Source organism: Patescibacteria group bacterium (assembly GCA_034659915.1).
GTDB lineage: Bacteria > Patescibacteriota > WWE3 > JAUXAW01 > JAYEID01 > JAYEID01.
In genome coordinates this window covers 38,007-59,686 of the sequence record JAYEID010000012.1, presented here as the reverse complement: position 1 = coordinate 59,686, position 21,680 = coordinate 38,007, and the positions used below count along the sequence as shown (strand labels likewise).

Sequence of the window (21,680 nt, the reverse complement as noted above, 5' to 3'; positions counted from 1 at the left end):
GAGCTTTGTGCAGAAACCGATTTTGTTTCTCATAGGGATGAGTTTAAAGATCTGGCATACGAGTTGGCAATGCAGATTTGTGCAATGGCGCCTGAGGACAAAGAGGAACTTTTGGAGCAGGAGTGGATCCGTGACCCAGAAAAGAAAATAAAAGATCTAATTCAAGAAATGGCTGTAAAGACAAAGGAAAATGTGGAAATTGGAAATTTTTACCGTATTGCAGTTGGTGAAGAATAGCGCGCGAAGAATAGGACCTAAAAGCTAGGTCTGCTACTTTTTATTTTTTAGATCCCCAGTCACTAGTTATAAGGTTCTTGTTGCATTTTTATTGTTATGACTTTTTTCCAGATTGCTGGGACAACTCTAGTTCTCTCTATTTTAGTACTGTTTCATGAGTTTGGACACTTTCTGGCAGCTCGTTTGTTTGGGTGGGAGGTTGAGGAGTTTGGGATTGGTTACCCACCTCGCTTGGCTGGGAAGAAAATAGGCGGTACTATTTTTTCTCTAAACTTGATACCTTTTGGCGGGTTTTGCGGTTTTTCTGAAGAGGAAATGTATTCTCAGCCTAAAAGAGAACAGTTAGGGGTTATGGTTGCGGGGATCTTGGCTAATTTTGTTTTAGGGTGGTTGTTTTTTTCTACTCTTTTTGCTGTGGGGTATCCTTATATTGAAGGGGAAGTTTCTATTGAAAATGTTAATGCCGGATCTCCTGCTGAGGAAGTAGGAGTTTCTGAAGGCTCTCTTATTGTTTCAGTTGATGGGTTGGAGGTAAAAAGCAGGGGAGATGTGTTTCTCAGGGCTCAGAAGAGGGCGGGAAATGAAATTACGCTTACTGTAAAAAATCCTAATAGTGGAGAGTTTGAAACCTTTCGATTAGTACCGAGAAAAGATCCCCCACCAGGACAGGGACCGTTGGGAATTGACTTAGATTTTGAGGGAGAGGAAAAATTAGAAAGAGTTTCTTTCTTTCAAGCACCTTTAAAGGGATTAAGGGAGAGTGTCTTTGTTTTACGCGATATGGTTGATGGTCTTAGCTGGATGTTAGGACAACTTATTTTTGCTGGACGAGTTCCTACCGAGATTGCGGGACCAGTTGGTGTTTACAGCGCTACATTACAGGTTTCACAGATGGGTATCAGGTATCTTGTGCAGTTTATAGCTTTTCTTAGTCTTAATTTAGCTCTTTTTAATATTCTTCCTTTGCCTGCATTGGATGGTGGCCAACTTGTTTTTGTGGTGGTTGAAGTTTTACAAGGAAAAAAAGTCCGGACAGAGGTTAAGCAACTGATAAATGCTGTGGGTATAGCCCTTTTGGTACTTTTGGCAATTTTAGTGACGATTCAGGATGTGCACCGGTTGCTTTAATTGCAAATTCAAAGGGAGCAGTGCCGGTTGGTGGCATGCTAATTTTTATTTTGTTGAAGTGTTAAGTGTAGTAAAAAAATGGTAAAGTATTGTAAAGAATTGATGATATGTTGTGTTGTTGGTTTTCTACATTGTTAGAAGTTAGGGAGTTAAGAAGTTAAAAAGGGTGGTGTTAGGTTCATTTTTAACGCGAGGGCCAAAGGCCCGAGTTCTTTACGCAGGTCTGCCTGCACTTTAACGCAGCTTCTGAGCTGTACTTAACGCTGACGGTTAAGGAATTTATTATATTTTTCTAGTAACGTAAGTTAGGAATAAAAATTTAGATGCGATATTCAAATCTTTTTGGAAAAACAACAAAGACTGTTCCCCGGGATGTTTCTGTTCCTAGCCATAAACTTCTCTACAAAGGGGGGTTTATTCGGCAAGCAGCTTCAGGCTTTTACTCTTTTCTTCCTCTTGGAATGAGGGTTTGGACAAAGATCCAAGCAGTAATAGAAAATGAAATGGATCGTATTGGTTGTCAGCGTTTAGTAGTACCCACCTTACATCCGCTTGAAATTTGGAAAGTTACTAGTCGCGATACTGCTTTTGGAGGAGAGATGTTTTTGACAGAGGATCATAGTGGTAGTCAGTTTGCAATTGGTGCTACTGCTGAAGGGATGATGGTGGAGTTGGTTAAAAAATTTTCTCCTAGTTATAGAGATCTGCCTATTTTAATTTATCAATTTAGTCGTAAGTTTCGTGATGAAAAGCGCCCCCGCGGTGGGTTATTACGGGTGAAGGAGTTTATGATGAAAGATGCCTACTCACTTTGTCAGAGCGAGGAGCAAGCGTTGAAAGTTTACCAAAAGTTTTATAATGCGTACTTACGGATTGCAGAGAAGCTTGATCTAGACCCAGTCCCAGTGGAAGCTGAGAGTGGTGCTATCGGTGGGGACTACAACCACGAGTTTATTGTTTTGTGTGAGGATGGAGAATCTACAATTTTTACTTGCAATTCTTGTGATTACGCAGCAAGTGAGGATCGAGCTGAGTTTAGACGGGAAGAAATTAACTTAGATGAAGAGGAAAGGCCATTTGAGATTATTGAACAACCAGAGTGGGTAAAGACAATGGAAGATAATGTTAGACATTATGGGGAGCCTCTTTATAAATATTTGAAAAATGTTGTTTACAAAACTTCTGATGGGGATTTGGTGGTTGCTTCTATTCGTGGCGATCAGGAAGTAAATGAAGCTAAGCTCCGCCGTGTTTTGGGTGTGGCTGCTTTGGAACCAGCAGAGCCTGAGGATTTAGCCAAAATTGGGACAAAGCCTGGGTACGTGCATTCTTGGGGGATAGAGGGTGTTACTTATATTGGAGATTTGGGATTAACAAAAGTTAAGAACTTTATTGGGGGACAAAAGGAAGAAGAGACAGATTCTGTTAATGTTAATTATGGTCGTGATTTTGAGTACGAGATTCTTGCAGATATTGTTATGGCAGAGGAAGGTAAACTCTGTCCTCGTTGCGAACACGGCAAGCTGGAAAAGAAAAGGGGTATAGAATTTGGCCATTGCTTTAAGCAGGATCTCTTTTATACTAAGCCCCACCGCGGCTATTTTGTTGACGAGAATGGTGAGGGAAAACCAATGTGGATGGGCGCTTATGGTATTGGAATAGGGCGGGCAATGGCTACTGTGGTAGAAACTCACCACGATGCGAAAGGTATAATTTGGCCAGAAAGCGTGGCTCCTTATAAGGTTCATCTTTTGGATCTAAATAAGGAAGATTCCGAGGTGGTTGGTGTGGCGGAAGATGTTTACCACAAATTGCAGGAAGCTGATATTGAAGTTCTTTATGATGACCGAGAACAGTCTGCGGGAGAAAAGCTTGCTGATGCAGATCTTATTGGTATTCCTTGGCGGGTGATAGTAAGTTCGCGTTCTTTGGAGGATGGTGGGGTTGAAGTTAAGAAGAGAGGAGAGGATGAGGAGAAAGTAACGGGTGTTGATGGATTGACGTTACTACTTAATAGAAGTAACTAGTGGTAAGCAGTTAGCAGCTGGTAACTAGTAATTAGCGAGTAGTAAGTAGTAAGTAATTAGTGATTAGTAACTAGTAATTAGATATCCGCATTCTGCTGTCAGCAATTAACAATAAGCAATTATTTTCCACCTCCCTTTATTTCTTATTCATTATTCATTATTTATTATTTCTTATTTAATATTTCGTATTTATTTGGAGCTTCGTCCGCCTCCGCCGGCCGGCGGATCGGGTGTCCGTATTCCGCGTACGATGTACAGCACCCCACTCTCCGCATTTGTCATTTGTAATTTATTTTTATCTCCTATCCCTTATCCCTTATCTCCTATTTACTATTTCTTATCTTCTTTCTGCAATCTACCAAGACCTCCGGGGATTCGATTCCGAAACCCCGCAGGTCTTTTAGGTTCGAGTGCCTGCCTGCCGGCAGGCAGGTCCAGTTTCTTCTCTCTTATTCGTAGTATATTTGTAGTATTCGTAGTCAATTCGTAGCATAAATAGAATTCATACCTTAACTATTCGTAACAGATTCGCTATATTAAATTCGCAACGTATTCGCTATACTAATTCGCATTAATTCGCTACTGTTAAATTCGCATAAATTAGCTATATCAATTCGCATAGATTCGCTATCCCAATTTTTCTTTTCATATAGGGAGGAGTTGAGGTTTGACCTGTTTATTTCCTGTAGGGAAGCCTTTTTCTTTTTGGGCATAATTTGCTTACCTTGTTGTAAAAGTGTAAAATTTAAGCGACAGAATTTATTTTAAGTTTAAAAGTTTTTTTAATAAGGAGGTGTAATTTAGTACACGTGACTGAAGTTAAGGTACGGGAGGGGGAGTCTATTGAGCAAGCGCTTCGCCGCTTTAATCAAAAAGTTTATGATGCCGGGATTATAGAAGAGTTGAAAAAGCGAGAGTATTACAGACCACCGTCAGAGATAAAGAAGAAAAAGAGAAAAGAACTTGAATGGCGATTCTCTCAGCATCATAAATGAGCTTAACTTCTCGTATAAAAGAAAATTTAAGAAAAGCAATTAAGGAAGAAGCTTCTTTAAAAGTTTCAGTTCTCCGTATGCTTTCGGCAGCCTTGCATAATGCTGAAATTGCAAGTAGGGGAGAGTTGTCGGAGGAAGAAGAGATTGAGGTAATTTCAAAGGAAGCTAAGAAGCGGAAAGAGTCAATAGAAGCTTACAGGGAAGGTGGGAGGGAAGACCTCGCTAGTAAGGAGGAGAAAGAACTAGAAATCATTGAGGGCTATCTTCCTACACAGCTTTCCGAGCAGGAGATTCGAGATATTATTAGGAAAAGTATAGAGGATTTAGGTGCTGTGGACTCAGCTGATCTGGGTAAGGTAATGGGAGCAGTAATGCCAAAGGTAAAAGGTAGGGCGGAGGGAAGCAAGGTTAGGGAGCTTGTTGTGGATATTTTAGAAGGTTGAGCTGAAAGCCTTTTTTGAATAATTTATTATGTCTAAGTTTAAAATCTCCTTTGCTCTGGTGGATGATAATAAAATGAAAGAGCTTAATGAAAAATATCGTGACCAAGAAGGGGTAACTGATGTGCTTTCTTTTGAAATAAAAGAGGCTACAGAAGACGGCATCTTTCTCTTGGGTGAGGTTGTTGTTGATAAAGAGAAAGCAGAAGAGCAGGCAAAAGAAATAGGAAAAGAGGTTGAGGAAGAAGTAGCTGATTTGATTCGGCACGGCGTTTTGCATCTTCTGGGTAAGCATCATGATTAGAGCATTAGAGATATCCTGATAGCTTGTTACCCCTTAAGAGGTAAGATGTTAAAGGTTAGATATACAGTGGATAAACAGTAGATAAATGCTTGATATACAATAGCTATACGATGCATGTACAAAAGATACATAATTGTTTATCTATTGTTTATCGCGAATCCTTTAGGCCAAGCATTTATTGCAGCTTTCGAGCTGTACTTTTCGAACTCCATATAGTTTTTTGAGGGTAGCGCACTGTAATTGTTATTCAAACGAAGTTTATGTCAAAATTAGTTGTTGGCCTTGGAAATCCCGGCGAAGAGTATAAAAATACCCGCCATAATGCGGGCTTTTTAGTTATAGATTTGCTAAGGTCTGTTAGAAGTATTTGTAGGGATTTCTCTAGTCTTGAAAAGACAAGTACAGATTTTGCAGTCATGTATAAGTGTGATGATGTGTTCTTACTTAAGCCCCAGACTGGGATGAATTCTTCGGGAGAAGCGGTAGCAGAAATTGTTAGAGAAAAAAGCATTGACCTCGACAACTTATTGGTAATTCATGATGACTTGGACCTTGGTCTAGGTGATTACAAGCTTCAAAAGTATCGTGGTGCAGCGGGGCATAATGGGGTTCAGTCTATCATTGGCTCCCTGGGTACGAAGAATTTTTGGCGCTTGCGATTAGGGATTGGTCTACCTTCGCAAGGGATTGATGCTGCAGACTATGTATTGGCACTGTTTAGTGATAAAGAATTGAATATGGTCAAGAGTTTAACTGAAAATGAGTTGGTAGCTGTTATTAAGGAGTGGATTGAGGATTAGTAGTACGGTGGTAGTTTGGGATTTTGTCAATTACTATTACTATTGAGTTACGTGTGGTTTCTTAATCACAATTTACGCGACTTCCCAGCCGCAAATTACTATTGTTTTATGCAGCTTCTGAGCTGCACATCTTATGTTTTATACTAAGTATCGCCCACAGAAATTTGAAGAGCTAGTTGGCTTGGAGGCGGTTAAGAATTCTCTTTTAAAATCCCTTTCTAAGCGGAGAGTAGGGCATGCATATCTCTTCGCAGGCCCTCGGGGAACAGGTAAGACAACCACGGCTAGACTGCTGGCTAAAGCAGTTAATTGTGAGAAAGCTGGTGAGAAAAATTGGTCTGGCGAGCCTTGTGGAGAGTGCGCTTCTTGTAAAGCAATTGCGGCAAACAAGTTTATGGATCTAATTGAGATTGACGCTGCTTCCAACAGGAGGATTTCAGATGTTAGAAGATTGCGGGATAGAGTTAAGTTGGCACCTACCCAGGGTCGGAAGAAAGTTTATGTGGTAGATGAGGTTCATATGCTTACTCGGGAAGCTTTTAATGCGCTTTTAAAAACTCTAGAGGAGCCTCCGCAGCATGCTATCTTTATTTTGGCTACTACTGAGCCAAAGCGGGTTCCAGCAACTATTAGGTCCCGTTGTCAAATTTTCGAATTTAAGCGTGCTCGAGAAGATCAGGTTGTGGATTTGTTGAAAATGATTTGTGAGAAAGAAGGAGTATCTTTGCCAGAAAATGATTTAAGAAAAATAGCACGGGCTGCGCGCGGGGCGTATCGAGATGCAGAGACAATTTTGGAGCAGGTTATTGTTGGAGGAGAAAGTGTTGATGCCGTGGTTGGGGGGAGCCGAAACTTGGATATCCCATCTTTTGTAGATTTTTTGATAGAGAGTGACAAAGAAGCTGCATTGGTTTTTCTAAATAAATATTACGAAAGTGGGGGAGACCTTGAGTTTTTCTATAGCAACCTTTTGGATTATTTGCGAGATCTTTTGCTTATTAATGCCGAGGTTGGAGAGGAGCTGGTGGAAGCTTCAGAAGAGGAATTTGGAAAAATGTGTGAACAGGCAAAGTCCTTGACGGTAGCGAGAAATAGGGAATTGATTAATGAAATTACTCAGTCTGAGAAATACCTTTCAGTCTCTCCTATTCCTACTCTAGGTCTTGAGTTGGTAGTTGTAAGTTTTTTAGAAAATAGCGAGAGCAAGTCTTCTCAAAATAGTAAGGAAAAGGCTCCTAATTCGGGAAATACAGCTTCTGAGGGAAATAAGAATGAGAAAGATGGGAACGCTACTGCTGAAAGTGCTTATGTTAAGAGTAGGTGTGTGCAGAACTTAAGAAAGGTGAAGGAAAATTGGAAGCAAGTTTTAAATTCAGTAAAGCCTTATAACCACTCTCTTGGTGCACTACTGAGATCTGTCCGGCCCAAATCTTACGATGGCGAAGTTTTGGTACTAGAAGCTTTTTACTCTTTTCATAAGGATAAGTTAAATTCAACTAAGAATAAAACGCTTATTGAAAAAGTGATAGAAGATGTTATTAGAGTTCCTGTGCGAGTGGAGTGTGTTTTGGGCTCGGAGGATTCTTTTGCTTCTGTTTCGGATAATAGTAGTGAAGGAGGTAATAAAGCGGAAGAGGAAAAAGGTAGTGAGGGATCTGAGGAGAGCTCTCCGCAGGACAAAAAAAAGAGTGGGGGGAAGGGGAATGTCTCGGATCATAAGAGCTTGGAAAAATATGATGAGGAAGCAGCTAAGATTTTTAGTGATGACTTAGTTTAACCTCGGCTTGTACTTTTCCTTTCTATTTTCTTCCTGGTAGGCAAAAAAAAATGGAAATACCAAAACCAGTACAAAATTTAATAAACGCATTGCAAAGGCTTCCTGGTATAGGACCAAAGACAGCAAAAAGGCTGACTTTTTATCTTCTTTATGTTCCTGAAGAAGAAGTGGACTTGTTAGCTGAGGCATTGTTTGAGTTGCGAAAGAAGACTGTTCTTTGTGAAATTTGTTTTAGTGTTGATGAGGAGAGCCCATGTAAAATTTGCCGCTCTTCGGGTAGGGACAAATCAACTATATGTGTAGTTGAAAGCCCGTTGGATGTTTTGGCGGTAGAGGGTACTACTGATTATAAAGGTCTCTATCATGTTCTACATGGTGTTATTTCGCCTGTTAATAATATTGGTCCTGAAGATTTGAAGATTAATGAATTGGTGGACCGCGTGAAAAATAGCCCGCAGCACCTGCCTGCCGGCAAGGCAGGTTCCCCAGCCCCTGGGGCTTCTCCTGCTGCGGCCGATGAATCGGAAAGCGATGAGCGGATTTCCGAGGTAATTATTGCTACTAACCCATCGATGGAGGGGGAATCAACAGCAATGTATATAAAAGAGCAGTTAGAGTCGCTGAATATAAAGATTACTCGAATTGCTAAAGGTTTGCCGGTAGGAGGGGATTTAGAATATGCTGACCAGGTAACACTTTCCCACGCTTTTGAGGGACGCACAGAATTTTAGGGATACAGATTTTTTGCTTGTTGTTGACTACTTTTTGCTCAAAGTTTGAAGTTACCTCTTGTTGATTTTTTTTTCTTATTCTCTATTTTTCGTTTTTGGAACTTGATCCGCCAGCCGGCGGATGTGATTTGTAATTTCTTCCGTATTATTTTCTATTTCTTATCTCTTGTTACTAGTCTCTTGTCTTCAGTCTCTTCTCATGTTTTTTGTTCTATGTTCCCATGGTTTACCTTTCCTATGTTATTATATAGTTATGTCTAAGCTGATTTTTTACAATACATTATCTCGAAAAAAGGAAGAGTTTGAACCTTTGAAAGACGACTTTGTACGAATGTATGACTGTGGACCTACAGTTTATATGTATGCTCACATTGGAAACATGTGGCGGTATATTATGTCGGATTTGATTCGGCGCGTTTTGGAATACAATGGTTATACTGTTAAGCAAGTAATGAATATTACTGATGTAGGTCACTTGACCGATGATGATTTGGCTGCGGATAGTGGTGAGGATAAGATTGAAAAGGCAGCACGAGAAGAGAAAAAGACTCCTGAGGAAATAGCGGATTTTTATACCAACGCCTTTTTAAGAGATTTAGAAAGACTTAATATACAACAGCCACACGTAATGCCTAAGGCAACAGAGCATGTTGGAGAGATGATTGAGCTTATCAGGACCCTGGAAGAAAAGAATTATACATACAAGGCTGGTAGGTATCTGGTCTTTGACATTTCAAAATTTGCAGAATATGGGAAGCTTTCGGGGAAGAATTTGGAGGAGCTTCGTGCTGGTGCGCGGCTTGAACCAGTACCGGGGAAGAAGAACCCTTTTGACTTTGCATTATGGATAGTGGATGAAAATCATCTCCAGAAGTGGAAATCACCGTGGGGTACGGGTTATCCTGGTTGGCATATTGAGTGTAGTGCAATGAGTATGGCGTACTTGGGTGAACAGTTGGATATCCATACTGGGGGCCAAGATAATATCTTTCCCCACCATGAAAATGAAATTGCCCAAAGCGAAGCTGCAACAGGAAAGAAATTTGTTCAAACTTGGTTACACGCAGCTTTTTTGCAGGTTGAGGGTGGAAAGATGAGTAAGTCAGAAGGAAACCTTTATACTATTGGTGATTTGGTGGAAAGAGGATACGACCCCTTAACCTTTCGGTATCTTTGTCTTACAGCTCGTTATCGACATCCTCTAAACTTTACTTGGGAGGCATTAGACTCGGCCCAGAGCGCCTTGACGCGCCTCCGCCAAAAATTAAGGAGAAGTGCCAATGTCGAGGAAAGTTACCAATTGACAGAACCTTTGGTTGAAAAGCAGGATTATTATCAACAACAGTTTCTTCAAGCAGTAAATGATGATTTAAATATGCCAAAAGCGCTGTCTGTGGTGTGGGAAGTTGTCAAAGAGGGAGAAAGAGACTCTGCTTTTCAATCTGTAGCCCGCAAGCTTGTTTCGGATTTTGATCATGTTCTGGGCTTAGGTCTAGGAAATGTGGAAGTTACACATGTTCCTGAGGAAGTGGAAAAGTTAGTTAAAAAACGTGAGCAGCTTCGAAAAGCTGGTGAATACAATGAAGCAGATAAGGTTCGAGAAAAGATAAGAAAATTAGGGTTTTCTGTTGAAGATACTCCGGAAGGCTCCCGAATTCAAAAATTATTATAGCTCCTCAATAAAATAAACTATCTGGTAATTACTAAAATTATGAAAAAAATTTTGCTGATTCTGATAATTTTACCGCTTTTTGTCTTGGGGGCGTTTTCATTCTTATTTTTGCGTGAAGACCCGCCCCTAGAGGAGAAATTTGTGCAAAATGTACGCGAGGGGACTAAGCTAGTGCAGGAATCAGATGTCCAGAAAGTTCAGGAGGAAGAGCAAAGTGCAACAGGCTCTTCGGGCATTAGTGTTAGGTCTCCCGGAGAAAAAGTATTGTTAGATTCTCCTAAGCATGTGTATCAATCTTTTAATAATTGCGGTCCTGCAACCCTTTCTATGATTTTATCTTGGTACGGCGTGGATGCTTCTCAGGCTGAGATTGGCGATAAGATGAGGCCATATCAAAATCCGGAAGGGGATAATGATGATAAAACTATTTTTACCCACGAATTTGTAGATTGGGCGGAGGAGTATGGTCTTGGAGCTGTTAACAGGGTAAATGGTGACATTGAAATGCTTAAAAAATTAACAGCAAACGGCTTTCCAGTAGTAGTAAAAACTTGGCTTTATGCTAATGATGATATTGGTCATTTTAGACTCGTTCGCGGTTACAATGACTCTGCCCAAAAGATAATTCAGGATGATTCTTATCAGGGACCAGACCGAAGAATTTCTTATTATGATTTCTTGTTACTGTGGCAACCTTTTAATTATAACTATATAGTAGTTTATCAAAAGGAAGATGAAGAATTACTAAGGGAAATTTTAGGTGAGGAATTTAGGGAAGGGGCAGCCTGGGAAAATGCATTGAGGCGAGCGCAAAAGGAGGCAAAGCTTTCTCCAGAGAATGTTTATCCTCAATTCAATCTATCTACTAGTTCTTTTCATTTAGGCAAATATGAACAGGCTGTTCAAGCTTTTGAAGAGGTGCAAGAAGATTTGCCCCGCCGAATGCTCTGGTATCAGATTGAGCCGATAAAAGCATATACAGAATTGGGTGATTATGAAAAAGTTTTTGATATTACTGATGAAATTTTGGAAAACGGAAACCGCGCTTTTTCTGAGCTTTACCAACTTCGGGGAGAGATATATTTGGAACAAGGTGAAGAGGCTAAGACACGGGAGCAATTTGAACTAGCAGTGAAATATAATGAAAATTGGAGTAAACCTAAGGAGTACTTGCGCCAGTTAAATTGATTTTAATAGATTGCGTTCCATAGTAAACTTAAGTTATGGATGTATCTGTAGGAATTGTAGGGCTTCCTAATGCTGGAAAATCAACACTTTTTAATGCTCTTCTTGGTCGTAGTGTGGCTAATACCGCTCCATACGCGTTTTGTACGATTGAGCCGAACGTGGGGGTGGTGGAAGTAAAAGACGAGCATTTAGACCAGCTTGCAGAAGTTTTAAATCCAAAAGAAAAAATACCTGCTGCTATTGAGTTTGTGGATATAGCTGGCTTGGTCAAAGGTGCACATGAGGGTGAGGGTCTGGGCAATGAATTTCTTTCTCATATCAGAAATGTGGATGTTGTGTTGCATTTGGTTCGTGCTTTTGAAGGCGAGGGTGTGGAAAGGGTAGGTGGTGCTGATCCTGCGGAGGATTTGCAAACAGTTAATACGGAGTTGTTGCTCAAAGATTTAGAGAGGATTTCGAAATTCCAAATCCAATCCGCCGGCCGGCGGACCAAGTTCCAAAAAGGAAATGTAAATAAGAGAGAAACAATAAAAAAGAGGGCGGTTGAGAAGGTGTCAAAGGTTTTGGAGGAGGGGAGATTGGCTGTGGAAGCAAAGCTTACAGAAGAAGAGGAAGAGGCGATAGAGGATTTGAATTTATTAACTATGAAGCCGCAGTTGGTGGTGGCCAATATAGACGAGGCTGCTGCAGGAGAAGCCCCAGGGGCTTCTGCGGACCTGCCTGCCGGCAAGGCAGGTCTAGCTCCTGAGGCTGAGGAATGCGGTAGCCTATCTTCGGCCATCCCCATTTGTGCCAAGTTGGAAGAGGATTTAGCGGATTTTACGCCGGAAGAAAGGAAAGAGTACTTAGAGGGGGTTTGTATTTCGGAGTCTGCTTTGGATAAGGTAATCCGCGGCTGCTATAATCTTTTGGAATTGATTACTTTCTACACTGTTAAGGGAGGGGAGATTGTTCGTGCTTGGCCAATTAAGAAGGGTTCTTCTGTTTTGCGGGCAGCTGAAATTGTGCATAGTGATTTTGCCGAGAATTTTATCCGGGCAGAAGTTGTTCAAGTCCAAGAGCTGATTGAGGCTGGTTCGTGGTTAGCTGCAAAGGAACAGGGAATTATTGATGTGCGTGGGAGAGATTATATTGTCCACGATAGTGATGTGGTTGAGTTTAAGATTTGAAATAGCTAATTAATGCGAATTAGTATAGCGAATACGTTGCGAATTTAATAATAGCAAATTCATGTGAATTGGGAGGAAGGGACTGGAACCTAAGAGAACCTGCAAGGGTAGTACCATACGGCACACCCCAGGGGTCTACGGATGTAGTCCTTGGAGAACAGCACCACCGCAGTACTACGTAGAGTACACGGCAGGCGTAGGGTACGTCCCTTCGGGTCTCGATAACTAAATAACAAATTACAAATTCCAAGTTCCAAACAAATAAAGAAATAATAAATAATAAATAAGGGATAATGAATAAGAGATAGGAAATAGGGGATGAATTTTAAATGACGGCTAGAAGTCATTCTGAGGAGGTTTTCTTAAACCGACGAAGAATCGACCGCGATGTTGCAGTTTATTGCAGGGGATTCTTCGCCTCGCTGGAAGCTCGGCTCAGAATGACTGCTAAATTGAATCGGGAACTCTTTCAGGATGATCGCGGTGTACGGAAAGCGGAGGGCGGATTGGACCGCAGAGTGACGAGTGGTTGTTGATAGCTAATAGCTGACAATTTACTTGTTTTATGTTAAGATTTAGCCCGCTATGTCTACTTATGAATTGCTTTTTATTTTGAAACCAGATTTTGCTGAGTCTGAGTTAGAAGGAGTTTTGGAACAGATTCGGGATGTTGTGGAAAAGAGTAGGGGAGAGGTAATTGAGGAAGACTCTTGGGGAAAGCGATCTTTGGCTTATAATATAAAGGGGTTTCAGGAAGGCTATTATTTTGTTTGGCAAATTTCTGTGCCTGAAACAGATGTAGCTTATTTGAAAAAGACCTTAGGAATGAACGATGACCTTATAAGATTTATGCTTGTTAAGTAGGGAAGGATCTTATTAAAGTGCGTAGTAGTTTACATATAGATATTATATTTTGCTCTTTTGCGGAAGGGGGTGTTGCAAAGAATGGGAGCACGATCTGAAAACTTAGCAGTAATTATTGGTAATTTAACGCGCGACCCGGAGGTTCGTGATACATCTGGCGGTCATACAGTGGCTGGTTTTGGTGTGGCTACTAACCGAGAGTGGGTAACTTCTGATGGGCAGAAGAAGGAGGATACGCAGCTTCACGAAGTGGTAGCGTGGGATGGTTTAGCCAAGGTGTGTGAACAGTTCTTGGTTAAGGGTAGTAAGGTATATGTGCGTGGGCGCCTTCAAACTCGATCTTGGGAGGATGAAAGTGGGCAACGCCACTATAAGACTGAGATTGTTGCTGACAAAGTTGTAGTGTTGGATAGTCGGAAGCCATCTGGCAGGAAGGAAGAGGCAACGGAAGATGTGGAAGTTGAGGAAGGTTCGGAAGCAGAGGATGTTGATGAGGATATTGTCGAGGAGGTAGAAGAAGAGTAACGCCGCAAAGTTTTGATTGATTTTTACTCTTCTGTTTTTTTTTTCCGCGGGGGCGGGCTAGTGCCCGCCTACCGGGAAGTGTTTGTAATTTTTGTTAGAAATTTTTTTAAGAAATGCCGAGAAAAAGATCCAATAAAAAAAAGAATTATCATAAAGGACCCTGTTTTTATTGTCAAAGTGGTAGGGATGTTGATTATAAAGATGTGTTGCACCTGAAACGGTTTTTGACACGTCGGGGGAAGATTCGTCCACGAGAGCAAACAGGTCTTTGTGCAAGGCACCAGCGCGAAATAGCCACTGCTATCAAACGTGCGCGGGAGGCAGCACTTATTTCTTATGTTAATAGGTAGTTTTGTTTTTTATTCGTAGCTTTAGCTAATACAGGTTGCCGCGTCTTATTTGTTTATGTCTTCTAAATACCGTAGATTAGTTTTCCTTTCTTTAGTTTTTTCCCTTTTTACCTTTTGGGTTGGTCATTGCCTTGGTTCTGGTAAATTTAACCAGGTAAGAAACACGTGGCTAGATAGTGTTGTTAGCCTTTCTAGGCAGAATGAAAGCGTAGGTAGGAGTCGTGCCGACCTTGATTTGTTTTGGAAAGTTTGGGATCTCCTTTACAAGTATCACTTGAATCGGAATGAGTTAGTTACCCAGGATCTAATTTACGGAGCAATTTCCGGCTTGACAAAAGCTACAGGTGATCCGTACACAGCCTTTTTAACTCCGACAGAAAATGAGGCAGTTAAGGCAGGTATTGATGGTGAATATGAGGGTATTGGTGCTGAACTGGGTATGCGTGAGGGTCAGCTTCTTATAATCTCTCCTCTTGAGGGATCTCCTGCTGAGGCTGCTGGGGTTAGGGCAGGAGACAGGATTTTGGAAATTGATGGAAAGGATACAAGCGATCTTACGCTGTCGGAGGCTGTGGCAAAGATTAGGGGAAAGGCAGGTACAGAGGTGGTGCTGACTTTATTGGGAGAAGATGAGGAAGAGGCTCGCGAGGTTTCTATTGTAAGAGGAACTATTGAGCTTGAAAGCGTTAAGTGGCGTCAGGAGGAAAGTGGTATATATTATGTTCGGGTATCAAGATTTGGTGAAAAAACCGTATCTGAGTGGGATTCTGCAATAAGGGAAATTAGTTCTCAGGCAAATCTCAGAGGTTTGGTATTGGATTTAAGGAACAATCCGGGGGGTGTTCTTACTGCTTCCATAGAAATAGCATCAGATTTTATTGATAATGGTGTTATAATTAAAGAGCAGTTTGCAGAAGGTCCAGAAACAGATTTTACTAGTACTAGAGCAGCAAGGCTTGCTGGTGTTCCAGTAGTGGTGTTGGTAAATCGCGGTTCGGCATCTGCTTCAGAAATTTTGGCAGTTGCTTTGAAGTATCACCAAGGAGCTGTATTAGTAGGTAGGCAAACTTTTGGTAAAGGGACAGTGCAAGATGCGCGTGACTTAGATGATGGTTCAGGTGTTCATATAACTGTAGCTAGATGGCTAACTCCCAACGGTACTTGTGTAGAAGGGGAGGGTTTAAGTCCTGATTTTGAAATTGAAATTGAAGAACAAGATATAGAGCAGGACCGAGACCCCCATCTAGAGAAAGCAAAGCAACTGTTGCGGGAATAAAAGGTAACTTCTGTTAGGATTTTCCTGTGTTATACTTGATTAAGATTTATGAAAGAACGGCATTCCTGTTTTTTAATTTTTAATACAGCATTAGCAACTATTCTTTTGGTTGTTTTAGGAATTGCACTTGCTTTTCGGCTGGGGGGATACCAGATTAGTGCAATTTTTTCTTCATTGTCTCAGCAAGAACCACTGGTAACCACGAGAGTTGAAAGAGAGGTTGTTAGTGAAGAGACTGCAATAATAGATGTAGTGGAAGCAGCCCGCCCGTCGGTTGTTTCTATTTTAGTGGGTAAGGTAAGTTGGAATCCAGTAACAGGACCAGAGAAAATCGAGGGCGGGGTCGGTACTGGTTTTATAGTAGATTCGGATGGTCTTATTTTAACTAACCGGCATGTGGTTTCGGATAGTTCTGCTAGCTATACTGTGGTTTTGGATAATGACGAGGAGTATCAGGTTCAGGATATTTATCGAGATGCTTTTAACGATTTAGCAATTTTGAAGATAGATGCGCAGGGTTTGGAATCATTGCAACTTGGTGACTCGGACGCATTAAGGGTTGGGCAGAAAGTGGTAGCTATTGGAAACGCTTTGGGTGAATTTCCTAATGCTGTAACAAGTGGAATAGTTTCGGGAATTGGTCGTGGAATTACAGCTGCTACTGACCCTTTTGGTGGAACTGCTCAGCTATTAGAAGATGTTATTCAAACTGATGCAGCGCTTAATCTTGGTAATTCTGGTGGTCCTTTGCTCAATTTGTCTGCTGAGGTTGTGGGAATAAATGTAGCAATGACGCAAGGTGCGGAAAATATTGGTTTTGCTATTCCTGTTAATACTGTAAAGCCAACCTTGGAAAATTTTGAAAAACACGGGCGAATTGTTCGTCCGTTTTTGGGTATTAGCTATGTAATAATTAGTTCAGAAATAGCAGAAACACGGGATTTACCTGAAGGCGCTTATGTGAGGGAAGTTGTTGCAGCTTCTCCTGCTGAGGAGTCTGGGTTGCAGCCCTCTGATATTATTACAAAGATTGATAATACTGCAGTGAATGAAAATCAGACTCTTGCTGAAATTATTGCTCAAAAGTCGGTTGGGGATGAGATAACTATGGAAGTATATCGAAATGGTAATGAAATCACGCTCAAGGCTGAGTTGGTAGAGGCTCCCACTGATTAGCTTTTTTGCCGACTTGGTTAGAATGTTAGCTATGAGGTAGCAGCAAGAATTTCTTCGATATCTCCTTCAAGTATTCCTTCTAAATTGCGCCAGGATTTGTTAATGCGGTGGTCGGTGACCCGGTCTTGTGGGACGTTGTAGGTTCTTATTTTTCTGGAACGCTCGGCGCTACCAATCTGGGAACGCCTAAGATCGTCAATCTTTTCTTTCTTTTGTTCCCTTAGCAAGTGTGCGAGTTTCATTCTGAGAAGACTTAGAGCTTTCTCTTTGTTTTTTTGCTGGGTGCGGGAATCTTGGGATTCAACTGTTATTCCGGTTGGTTTGTGTGTAACTCGAACTGCTGTTTCAACTTTATTTACAAATTGTCCCCCTGGTCCAGATGCTCGGTATGTTTCTATTTCCAAGTTTTTGGGTTTAAGCTTGATCTTTTTAGTGGGAATAACAGGAAGTACAGCTACAGTAGCTGTAGAAGTGTGTATTCTTCCTGAGGATTCTGTTCTTGGAATTCTTTGGACTCGGTGTACACCCGATTCGTTTTTAAGTAGTTGATAGACATCTTTGCCAGCGATAGCGGCAGTAATTTCCCGTACACTTTTTAGTTCTCCAATACTTTTGGAAAGTATTTTAAACTTCCACCCTTTACTTTTGCCGTAATTCAGGTACATATTCCATAAATTCTTGGCAAATAAGCCAGCTTCTGTTCCGCCAGTACCTGCTCTTATTTCAAGAATGGCACGGTTGCTTCTAGGGGAAATCTGAGGCATTATTTTTCTATCCTTTCTAGCATTTCTTTGAGTGTTTTTGGTTGTTCTTCTTCTTTCTTTTCTTTCTCTTTTTCTTTCTTTTCCCTTTCTTTTTCTTCCTTTTCGCGAAGTTCTGCCTCCTTTCGTTTCCTTTCGAATTTTTCTACGCGCCCCTCACTGTCAATAAACTTGCTCTTGCCTGTGTAGAAAGGGTGGCAGGCGAAACATACCTCTACCTCTAGCTCTGGCTTAGTAGAGCCTAAGGTGAATTTATTTCCGCAGGCACAAGTTACTTTTGCCTCGGGATAGTATTTGGGATGCAAATCTTCTTTCATACCTTGTAGATTATAAGAGGTTGGGGCTTAACTTTCAAGGGTTTTTCCTATATTTTTGGTACTTACCAAGGTTTGTTCTCCAGTTTGCATATTTTTTAGAGTAATTTTCTCCTCTTTTGCTTCTTGGGGTCCGATAATTCCTACGTAAGGGATTTCCTTTCTACTAGCATAGGCTAGCTGATCTCGGAGGTCGGTGTTGGGATCTAGGAAAAGTTCGGTGGAAAAGCCTTGCGAGCGGATTTCTTGCGCTATATTAATTGTTTTTTCAAGAAGATCGGGATTAAAGATGGTTAGGAGTAGATCCACAGATGGTTTTACTTTCCCTTCCAGTAGGTTTAGTTTTTTAATTACATCACAAATTCGATCTAATCCTATTGTTGTACCCACTGCAGGTGTTTTTGGACCACCTAGCTTTTCTACTAAGTTGTCGTAGCGCCCCCCTCCTGTTACTGAGCCAAAATCTGGTTCTGTGACCTTGGTTTCGAAAATTGGTCCAGTGTAATAATCTAAACCGCGGACCAAGGTAGGTGTAAACTCGTAAATTTCTTTGGGTACTCCTAGAGCTTGTAGATAAGTTTCTAGTGTTTTTAACTTTGGATCGTTTTCTTGGGGAGAAAGAGCTTTCCATTCTTTTAGTATCTTTGTACTCTTGCTTTTCGTGTAGCCTTTTTCAACCAGCTCTTTTTCAACTTCGCTTTTTGTCTTTCGATCAATTTTGTCTAGAGTCTGAAGAGTAGTAGACCATTTGTTTTGCTCTATACCCAATTTTGAAAGCATTTTGAATAGTGCGGGTCGGGAATTAATAAATATTTTAAAATTTGGTATATCTAGTTTGGAAAAGACTTGGTAGATAACGGTAATGATTTCCGCATCTGCTAACTGATTTTCAATTCCAAAAATGTCAATATCGCATTGTAAAACCTCGCGGTACCGCCCTTTTTGTGGTTTCTCTGCCCGCCATATTCTTTGGATTTGGTAGCGCTTGAATGGCATTTGTATTTCTGCTTGATACATACTGAGGATTTTGGCTGTTGGTACTGTTAGGTCATATGGAAGGGCAACTTGTCGATTTCCCTGATCAGTAAATTGATAGACTAACTTGTCTGTTTCCTCACCGTATTTTCCAAGTAAAGTTTCTGCGTATTCTAGAGAAGGAGTTTTTAGCGGTTCGTATCCATAGGAAGTGAAAACATCCTTTAGGACGCCTAGCACATACTTGCGAATTTTCATTTCTGAGGGAAGGAAGTCGCGAAAACCCTTTAGATTTTGTAAATCTTCATTACTTTTGCTCATGTTGGCAATATTATAGCAAAAAGAAGCTGGTATTAGTAATCAGTAGTTAGTAGTAAGCATTGGGATAGCGAATACATTGCGAATAATTAAGGTATAAATTCTATTCGTACAACGAATATACTACGAATAAGAAAGAAGAAACCGGAAACTGGTAACTAGCAAAGCGTAGCGCATACCATGTACCGGATGTTGGTTAAAACTTGCCTTGGTAGGTTATTTGGGTCAGGGTCTTCTCAGGTGGTTCAGTTTTTGGTAAGATGTATTTTACACATGTTAAAGGTTGAGTATTTTGGACATTTTTGCTTCAAAGTAAGAGGTAAACGTAGTAGTGTTGTTATTGATCCCTTTTCAGAGAAGGTTAGCGGTTTAAGCCTACCGGAAAGGAAGGGAGATTTAGTTTTGGTAACGAAGGATGATCCCGCGCATAACAATGTACAAGCTGTGCACGATTTTAAGTATGTAGCTACTGGTCCTGGAGAGTATGAGGTAGAGGGTATTCATGTTCTTGCGGGAACCCTGAACGGCGCTACTTTTTACCAGTTTATTATAGATGGAGTAAGCTTTATGCATCTTGGTCCTATTAACGATGTGTTGACTGATGAGCAGTTAGCAGAAGTAGGGGAGACTAGTGTGCTTTTTGTGCCAGTGGGTGGCGTAGAAACAATCGAACCAGAAAAAGCTGCTGAAGTGGTGGCTCAAATTGAACCAGGAATTGTTATTCCTATGAATTACAAAATGGATTACGATGGTTTAAGAGATTTGGCGGCGGTGGAGAAGTTTATAGAAGAGATGGGTGAGGAGTTAGATAGGCGAGAAGAACTTAAATTACGGTCTAATGTTACATTAGACGAAGATACTGAAGTTGTAGTATTGGAGTTGGCGTAAACCTCTGTTGCATTTTGCACAAGAAGATTTATTACATGGCAGAAAGACTTCCGCCCCAAAATTTAGATGCTGAGAAATCAGTTTTAGGTGCGCTGCTTTTGGATGAGGACGCAGTTGTTGACGTTATTGAATTTCTCAAACCTTCTCACTTTTACAGTAAAAAACATGGAGATATTTTTGAGGCAATTTATTCCCTTTTTGAGAGAAGGGAACCCTTGGATATGATTACTGTGACTAATGAATTACGGAAGAAAGGCAAGTTGGAAGATGTAGGCGGGGCTGCATATTTGGCTGAGTTAGTAAATTCTGTTCCAACAAGTGCGCATGCAGCTCATCACGCAACAATTGTTAAAGAATGCGCTATTAAGCGTGGATTGATATCAGCAGCTGCTCGAATTCAGGAATCAGTGTATGAGGAAGAGGAAGAAGCTAGTGACCTTTTGGATCAGGCTGAGCAACGGTTATTTTCCATTTCTCGGGACCAAGTTGCGCAGGATTTTTCCCCAGTAAGAGGTATTTTAGAGGAGGCGTTTGACAAGCTGGACGAATTACACCGTAATCCAGAGCAGCTTCGGGGTGTTCCTACTGGTTTGCCCTCTTTGGACGAGATGTTAGCGGGATTGCAAGATTCGCATCTGGTTGTTTTGGCGTCGCGCCCTAGCGTAGGAAAGACAAGCCTAGCGTTGAATATTACCCAGTATGCTGCAGTAAACGATGAGATTCCAGTTGGTTTTTTTTCCTTGGAGCAGTCAAAAGAGCAGCTTGTTTGCCGGTTGTTAGCTTCACAGGCAGACGTTGATGGTTGGAGGTTGACAACAGGGAATTTGGAGGAAGATGATTTTGAGAGAATTGGGAGGGCAATGGGAGAGCTGGCAGAGGCTCCTATTTTTATTGACGATACTCCGGGCGCGAATGTAGTTGAGATGAGGATAAAAGCACGTCGATTACAATTAGAGCACGGGGTGCGCTTGATTGTGGTGGATTATTTGCAGTTGGCTCAGGGCAGGGGATTGGAGAATCGGGTCCAAGAGGTTTCGGAAATTTCTCAGGCTCTTAAAAATATGGCTAGAGAGCTCAATGCTCCTGTTCTTGCTCTTTCCCAGTTGTCACGGGCAGTAGAATCTAGAACAGATGCTCGTCCGCAGCTTTCCGACCTTAGAGCTTCGGGATCAATTGAGCAGGATGCGGATGTAGTGATGTTTTTGTACCGTCCTGATCCTGATAATAGAGCAGATGTGCGGCTTTCAATTGCTAAGCAGAGAAACGGCCCTACTGGGGAAGTACCCTTGTATTTCCGGGGAGAACGAACCCGTTTTTATGAAGCAGAAGATCGGTAACATTTGGCTGTAATAGTAGTGTTTTTGTGGTAAAATAAAGGCATGCCGCGGTGCTGGAATTGGCAGACAGGGCGGTCTCAAAAACCGCTGGAGCCACCCTCCGTGAGGGTTCGAATCCCTCCCGCGGCACCATCACGTGAAAATTCGAAGAGGTAAGGACGTAGTCCGAAACCGATTCGTTAATTTTCACAGTGGGACGTTAATCCCGCGAGGGATTTCACGTTTCCTTCGAACTTAACGTGATTTAACCTGCTTTAGCGAGCGTTCGAAATTGGACGGCATAAGTGGCAAGATATTTACGGCGCTTCATTCTTAACGAGCTTCGGTCCCGACAGGTCGGGACAAAGCGAGTTTAGAAGAAGGGGTGTCGCCCGTAACCTTGTGCGAAGGACCTGTATCTTTTAAGACTTGATGGGTTGCGAATACGG

Annotated in this window: 23 protein-coding genes and 1 tRNA gene; 21 read left to right on the top strand and 3 right to left on the bottom strand. The window is 41.4% G+C overall.

Going from position 1 to position 21,680, the window contains the following annotated elements:
* The 18 genes from U9M98_01790 to U9M98_01705 form a co-directional block, all read left to right on the top strand.
* A partial coding sequence (locus U9M98_01790) for an elongation factor Ts (GenBank protein MEA2020428.1) occupies positions 1-237 on the top strand: 237 nt, incomplete at its 5' end.
* Positions 238-333: 96 nt separating this feature from the next.
* Positions 334-1,365: a M50 family metallopeptidase gene (locus tag U9M98_01785; protein MEA2020427.1), complete on the top strand. Its 1,032-nt coding sequence runs from the start codon at positions 334-336 to the stop codon at positions 1,363-1,365.
* Positions 1,366-1,688: 323 nt separating this feature from the next.
* Positions 1,689-3,392, top strand: a complete 1,704-nt coding sequence (locus tag U9M98_01780; protein MEA2020426.1) for a proline--tRNA ligase — start codon at positions 1,689-1,691, stop codon at positions 3,390-3,392.
* Between the two features lie 809 nt (positions 3,393-4,201).
* On the top strand, positions 4,202-4,387 hold the full coding sequence (rpsU, locus tag U9M98_01775) for a 30S ribosomal protein S21 (GenBank protein ID MEA2020425.1): 186 nt from the start codon (positions 4,202-4,204) through the stop codon (positions 4,385-4,387).
* Positions 4,384-4,830: a GatB/YqeY domain-containing protein gene (locus U9M98_01770; protein MEA2020424.1), complete on the top strand. Its 447-nt coding sequence runs from the start codon at positions 4,384-4,386 to the stop codon at positions 4,828-4,830. Before rpsU ends, U9M98_01770 begins: the two co-directional genes overlap by 4 nt.
* Before the next feature lie 28 nt (positions 4,831-4,858).
* Positions 4,859-5,131 (top strand): rRNA maturation RNase YbeY, encoded by a 273-nt coding sequence (ybeY, locus tag U9M98_01765; GenBank protein ID MEA2020423.1) that lies wholly within the window; start codon positions 4,859-4,861, stop codon positions 5,129-5,131.
* 260 nt (positions 5,132-5,391) lie between these two features.
* Entirely contained in the window at positions 5,392-5,931 is a 540-nt protein-coding gene (gene pth / locus U9M98_01760) for an aminoacyl-tRNA hydrolase (protein MEA2020422.1), read from the top strand.
* Between the two features lie 133 nt (positions 5,932-6,064).
* Positions 6,065-7,708, top strand: a complete 1,644-nt coding sequence (gene dnaX, locus U9M98_01755; protein ID MEA2020421.1) for a DNA polymerase III subunit gamma/tau — start codon at positions 6,065-6,067, stop codon at positions 7,706-7,708.
* Between the two features lie 50 nt (positions 7,709-7,758).
* Positions 7,759-8,439: a recombination mediator RecR gene (locus U9M98_01750; protein MEA2020420.1), complete on the top strand. Its 681-nt coding sequence runs from the start codon at positions 7,759-7,761 to the stop codon at positions 8,437-8,439.
* 253 nt (positions 8,440-8,692) lie between these two features.
* Complete coding sequence (gene cysS / locus U9M98_01745; protein ID MEA2020419.1) at positions 8,693-10,111, top strand: cysteine--tRNA ligase; 1,419 nt, start codon at positions 8,693-8,695, stop codon at positions 10,109-10,111.
* 39 nt (positions 10,112-10,150) lie between these two features.
* Positions 10,151-11,299 (top strand): C39 family peptidase, encoded by a 1,149-nt coding sequence (locus tag U9M98_01740; GenBank protein MEA2020418.1) that lies wholly within the window; start codon positions 10,151-10,153, stop codon positions 11,297-11,299.
* 35 nt (positions 11,300-11,334) lie between these two features.
* On the top strand, positions 11,335-12,468 hold the full coding sequence (gene ychF, locus U9M98_01735; GenBank protein MEA2020417.1) for a redox-regulated ATPase YchF: 1,134 nt from the start codon (positions 11,335-11,337) through the stop codon (positions 12,466-12,468).
* Positions 12,469-12,797: 329 nt separating this feature from the next.
* Entirely contained in the window at positions 12,798-13,004 is a 207-nt protein-coding gene (locus U9M98_01730; protein ID MEA2020416.1) for a hypothetical protein, read from the top strand.
* 49 nt (positions 13,005-13,053) lie between these two features.
* Positions 13,054-13,332, top strand: a complete 279-nt coding sequence (rpsF, locus tag U9M98_01725; GenBank protein MEA2020415.1) for a 30S ribosomal protein S6 — start codon at positions 13,054-13,056, stop codon at positions 13,330-13,332.
* A gap of 81 nt (positions 13,333-13,413) precedes the next feature.
* Positions 13,414-13,857 carry a single-stranded DNA-binding protein gene (ssb, locus tag U9M98_01720; protein ID MEA2020414.1) on the top strand — a complete coding sequence of 148 codons (444 nt, stop codon included), beginning with the start codon at positions 13,414-13,416 and terminating at the stop codon, positions 13,855-13,857.
* Between the two features lie 113 nt (positions 13,858-13,970).
* Positions 13,971-14,207, top strand: coding sequence for a 30S ribosomal protein S18 (gene rpsR, locus U9M98_01715; GenBank protein MEA2020413.1), 237 nt, complete (start codon positions 13,971-13,973; stop codon positions 14,205-14,207).
* A gap of 55 nt (positions 14,208-14,262) precedes the next feature.
* Entirely contained in the window at positions 14,263-15,483 is a 1,221-nt protein-coding gene (locus tag U9M98_01710) for a S41 family peptidase (protein MEA2020412.1), read from the top strand.
* Between the two features lie 48 nt (positions 15,484-15,531).
* Entirely contained in the window at positions 15,532-16,659 is a 1,128-nt protein-coding gene (locus U9M98_01705) for a trypsin-like peptidase domain-containing protein (GenBank protein MEA2020411.1), read from the top strand.
* Between the two features lie 29 nt (positions 16,660-16,688).
* On the opposite strand, the gene U9M98_01700 is transcribed toward U9M98_01705, so the two are convergent.
* Genes U9M98_01700 through hisS form a run of 3 tightly spaced genes read right to left on the bottom strand, consistent with a single transcriptional unit; the run spans position 16,689 to position 19,030 of the window.
* A complete protein-coding gene (locus U9M98_01700; GenBank protein ID MEA2020410.1) occupies positions 16,689-17,426 on the bottom strand; it encodes a PCRF domain-containing protein in 738 nt (245 codons plus the stop codon).
* Entirely contained in the window at positions 17,423-17,737 is a 315-nt protein-coding gene (gene rpmE, locus U9M98_01695; protein ID MEA2020409.1) for a 50S ribosomal protein L31, read from the bottom strand. Before rpmE ends, U9M98_01700 begins: the two co-directional genes overlap by 4 nt.
* A gap of 27 nt (positions 17,738-17,764) precedes the next feature.
* On the bottom strand, positions 17,765-19,030 hold the full coding sequence (gene hisS / locus U9M98_01690; GenBank protein MEA2020408.1) for a histidine--tRNA ligase: 1,266 nt from the start codon (positions 19,028-19,030) through the stop codon (positions 17,765-17,767).
* Between the two features lie 270 nt (positions 19,031-19,300).
* On the opposite strand from hisS, the gene U9M98_01685 reads away from it, so the two are divergent.
* From U9M98_01685 to U9M98_01675, 3 genes are all read left to right on the top strand, one after another.
* Entirely contained in the window at positions 19,301-19,915 is a 615-nt protein-coding gene (locus U9M98_01685) for an MBL fold metallo-hydrolase (GenBank protein MEA2020407.1), read from the top strand.
* Between the two features lie 14 nt (positions 19,916-19,929).
* Positions 19,930-21,252, top strand: coding sequence for a replicative DNA helicase (dnaB, locus tag U9M98_01680; GenBank protein ID MEA2020406.1), 1,323 nt, complete (start codon positions 19,930-19,932; stop codon positions 21,250-21,252).
* A gap of 44 nt (positions 21,253-21,296) precedes the next feature.
* Positions 21,297-21,384, top strand: a tRNA-Leu gene (locus U9M98_01675).
* The last annotated feature ends 296 nt before the right edge of the window (positions 21,385-21,680 follow it).

Bases quoted from the DNA above. Each gene is read 5' to 3' on its own strand.
- U9M98_01785 (MEA2020427.1), top strand. From the start codon at position 334: ATGACTTTTTTCCAGATTGCTGGGACAACTCTAGTTCTCTCTATTTTA.
- U9M98_01780 (MEA2020426.1), top strand. From the start codon at position 1,689: ATGCGATATTCAAATCTTTTTGGAAAAACAACAAAGACTGTTCCCCGG.
- U9M98_01770 (MEA2020424.1), top strand. From the start codon at position 4,384: ATGAGCTTAACTTCTCGTATAAAAGAAAATTTAAGAAAAGCAATTAAG.
- ybeY (MEA2020423.1), top strand. From the start codon at position 4,859: ATGTCTAAGTTTAAAATCTCCTTTGCTCTGGTGGATGATAATAAAATG.
- pth (MEA2020422.1), top strand. From the start codon at position 5,392: ATGTCAAAATTAGTTGTTGGCCTTGGAAATCCCGGCGAAGAGTATAAA.
- dnaX (MEA2020421.1), top strand. From the start codon at position 6,065: ATGTTTTATACTAAGTATCGCCCACAGAAATTTGAAGAGCTAGTTGGC.
- U9M98_01750 (MEA2020420.1), top strand. From the start codon at position 7,759: ATGGAAATACCAAAACCAGTACAAAATTTAATAAACGCATTGCAAAGG.
- cysS (MEA2020419.1), top strand. From the start codon at position 8,693: ATGTCTAAGCTGATTTTTTACAATACATTATCTCGAAAAAAGGAAGAG.
- U9M98_01740 (MEA2020418.1), top strand. From the start codon at position 10,151: ATGAAAAAAATTTTGCTGATTCTGATAATTTTACCGCTTTTTGTCTTG.
- ychF (MEA2020417.1), top strand. From the start codon at position 11,335: ATGGATGTATCTGTAGGAATTGTAGGGCTTCCTAATGCTGGAAAATCA.
- U9M98_01730 (MEA2020416.1), top strand. From the start codon at position 12,798: ATGACGGCTAGAAGTCATTCTGAGGAGGTTTTCTTAAACCGACGAAGA.
- rpsF (MEA2020415.1), top strand. From the start codon at position 13,054: ATGTCTACTTATGAATTGCTTTTTATTTTGAAACCAGATTTTGCTGAG.
- ssb (MEA2020414.1), top strand. From the start codon at position 13,414: ATGGGAGCACGATCTGAAAACTTAGCAGTAATTATTGGTAATTTAACG.
- rpsR (MEA2020413.1), top strand. From the start codon at position 13,971: ATGCCGAGAAAAAGATCCAATAAAAAAAAGAATTATCATAAAGGACCC.
- U9M98_01710 (MEA2020412.1), top strand. From the start codon at position 14,263: ATGTCTTCTAAATACCGTAGATTAGTTTTCCTTTCTTTAGTTTTTTCC.
- U9M98_01705 (MEA2020411.1), top strand. From the start codon at position 15,532: ATGAAAGAACGGCATTCCTGTTTTTTAATTTTTAATACAGCATTAGCA.
- rpmE (MEA2020409.1), bottom strand. From the start codon at position 17,737: ATGAAAGAAGATTTGCATCCCAAATACTATCCCGAGGCAAAAGTAACT.
- hisS (MEA2020408.1), bottom strand. From the start codon at position 19,030: ATGAGCAAAAGTAATGAAGATTTACAAAATCTAAAGGGTTTTCGCGAC.
- U9M98_01685 (MEA2020407.1), top strand. From the start codon at position 19,301: ATGTTAAAGGTTGAGTATTTTGGACATTTTTGCTTCAAAGTAAGAGGT.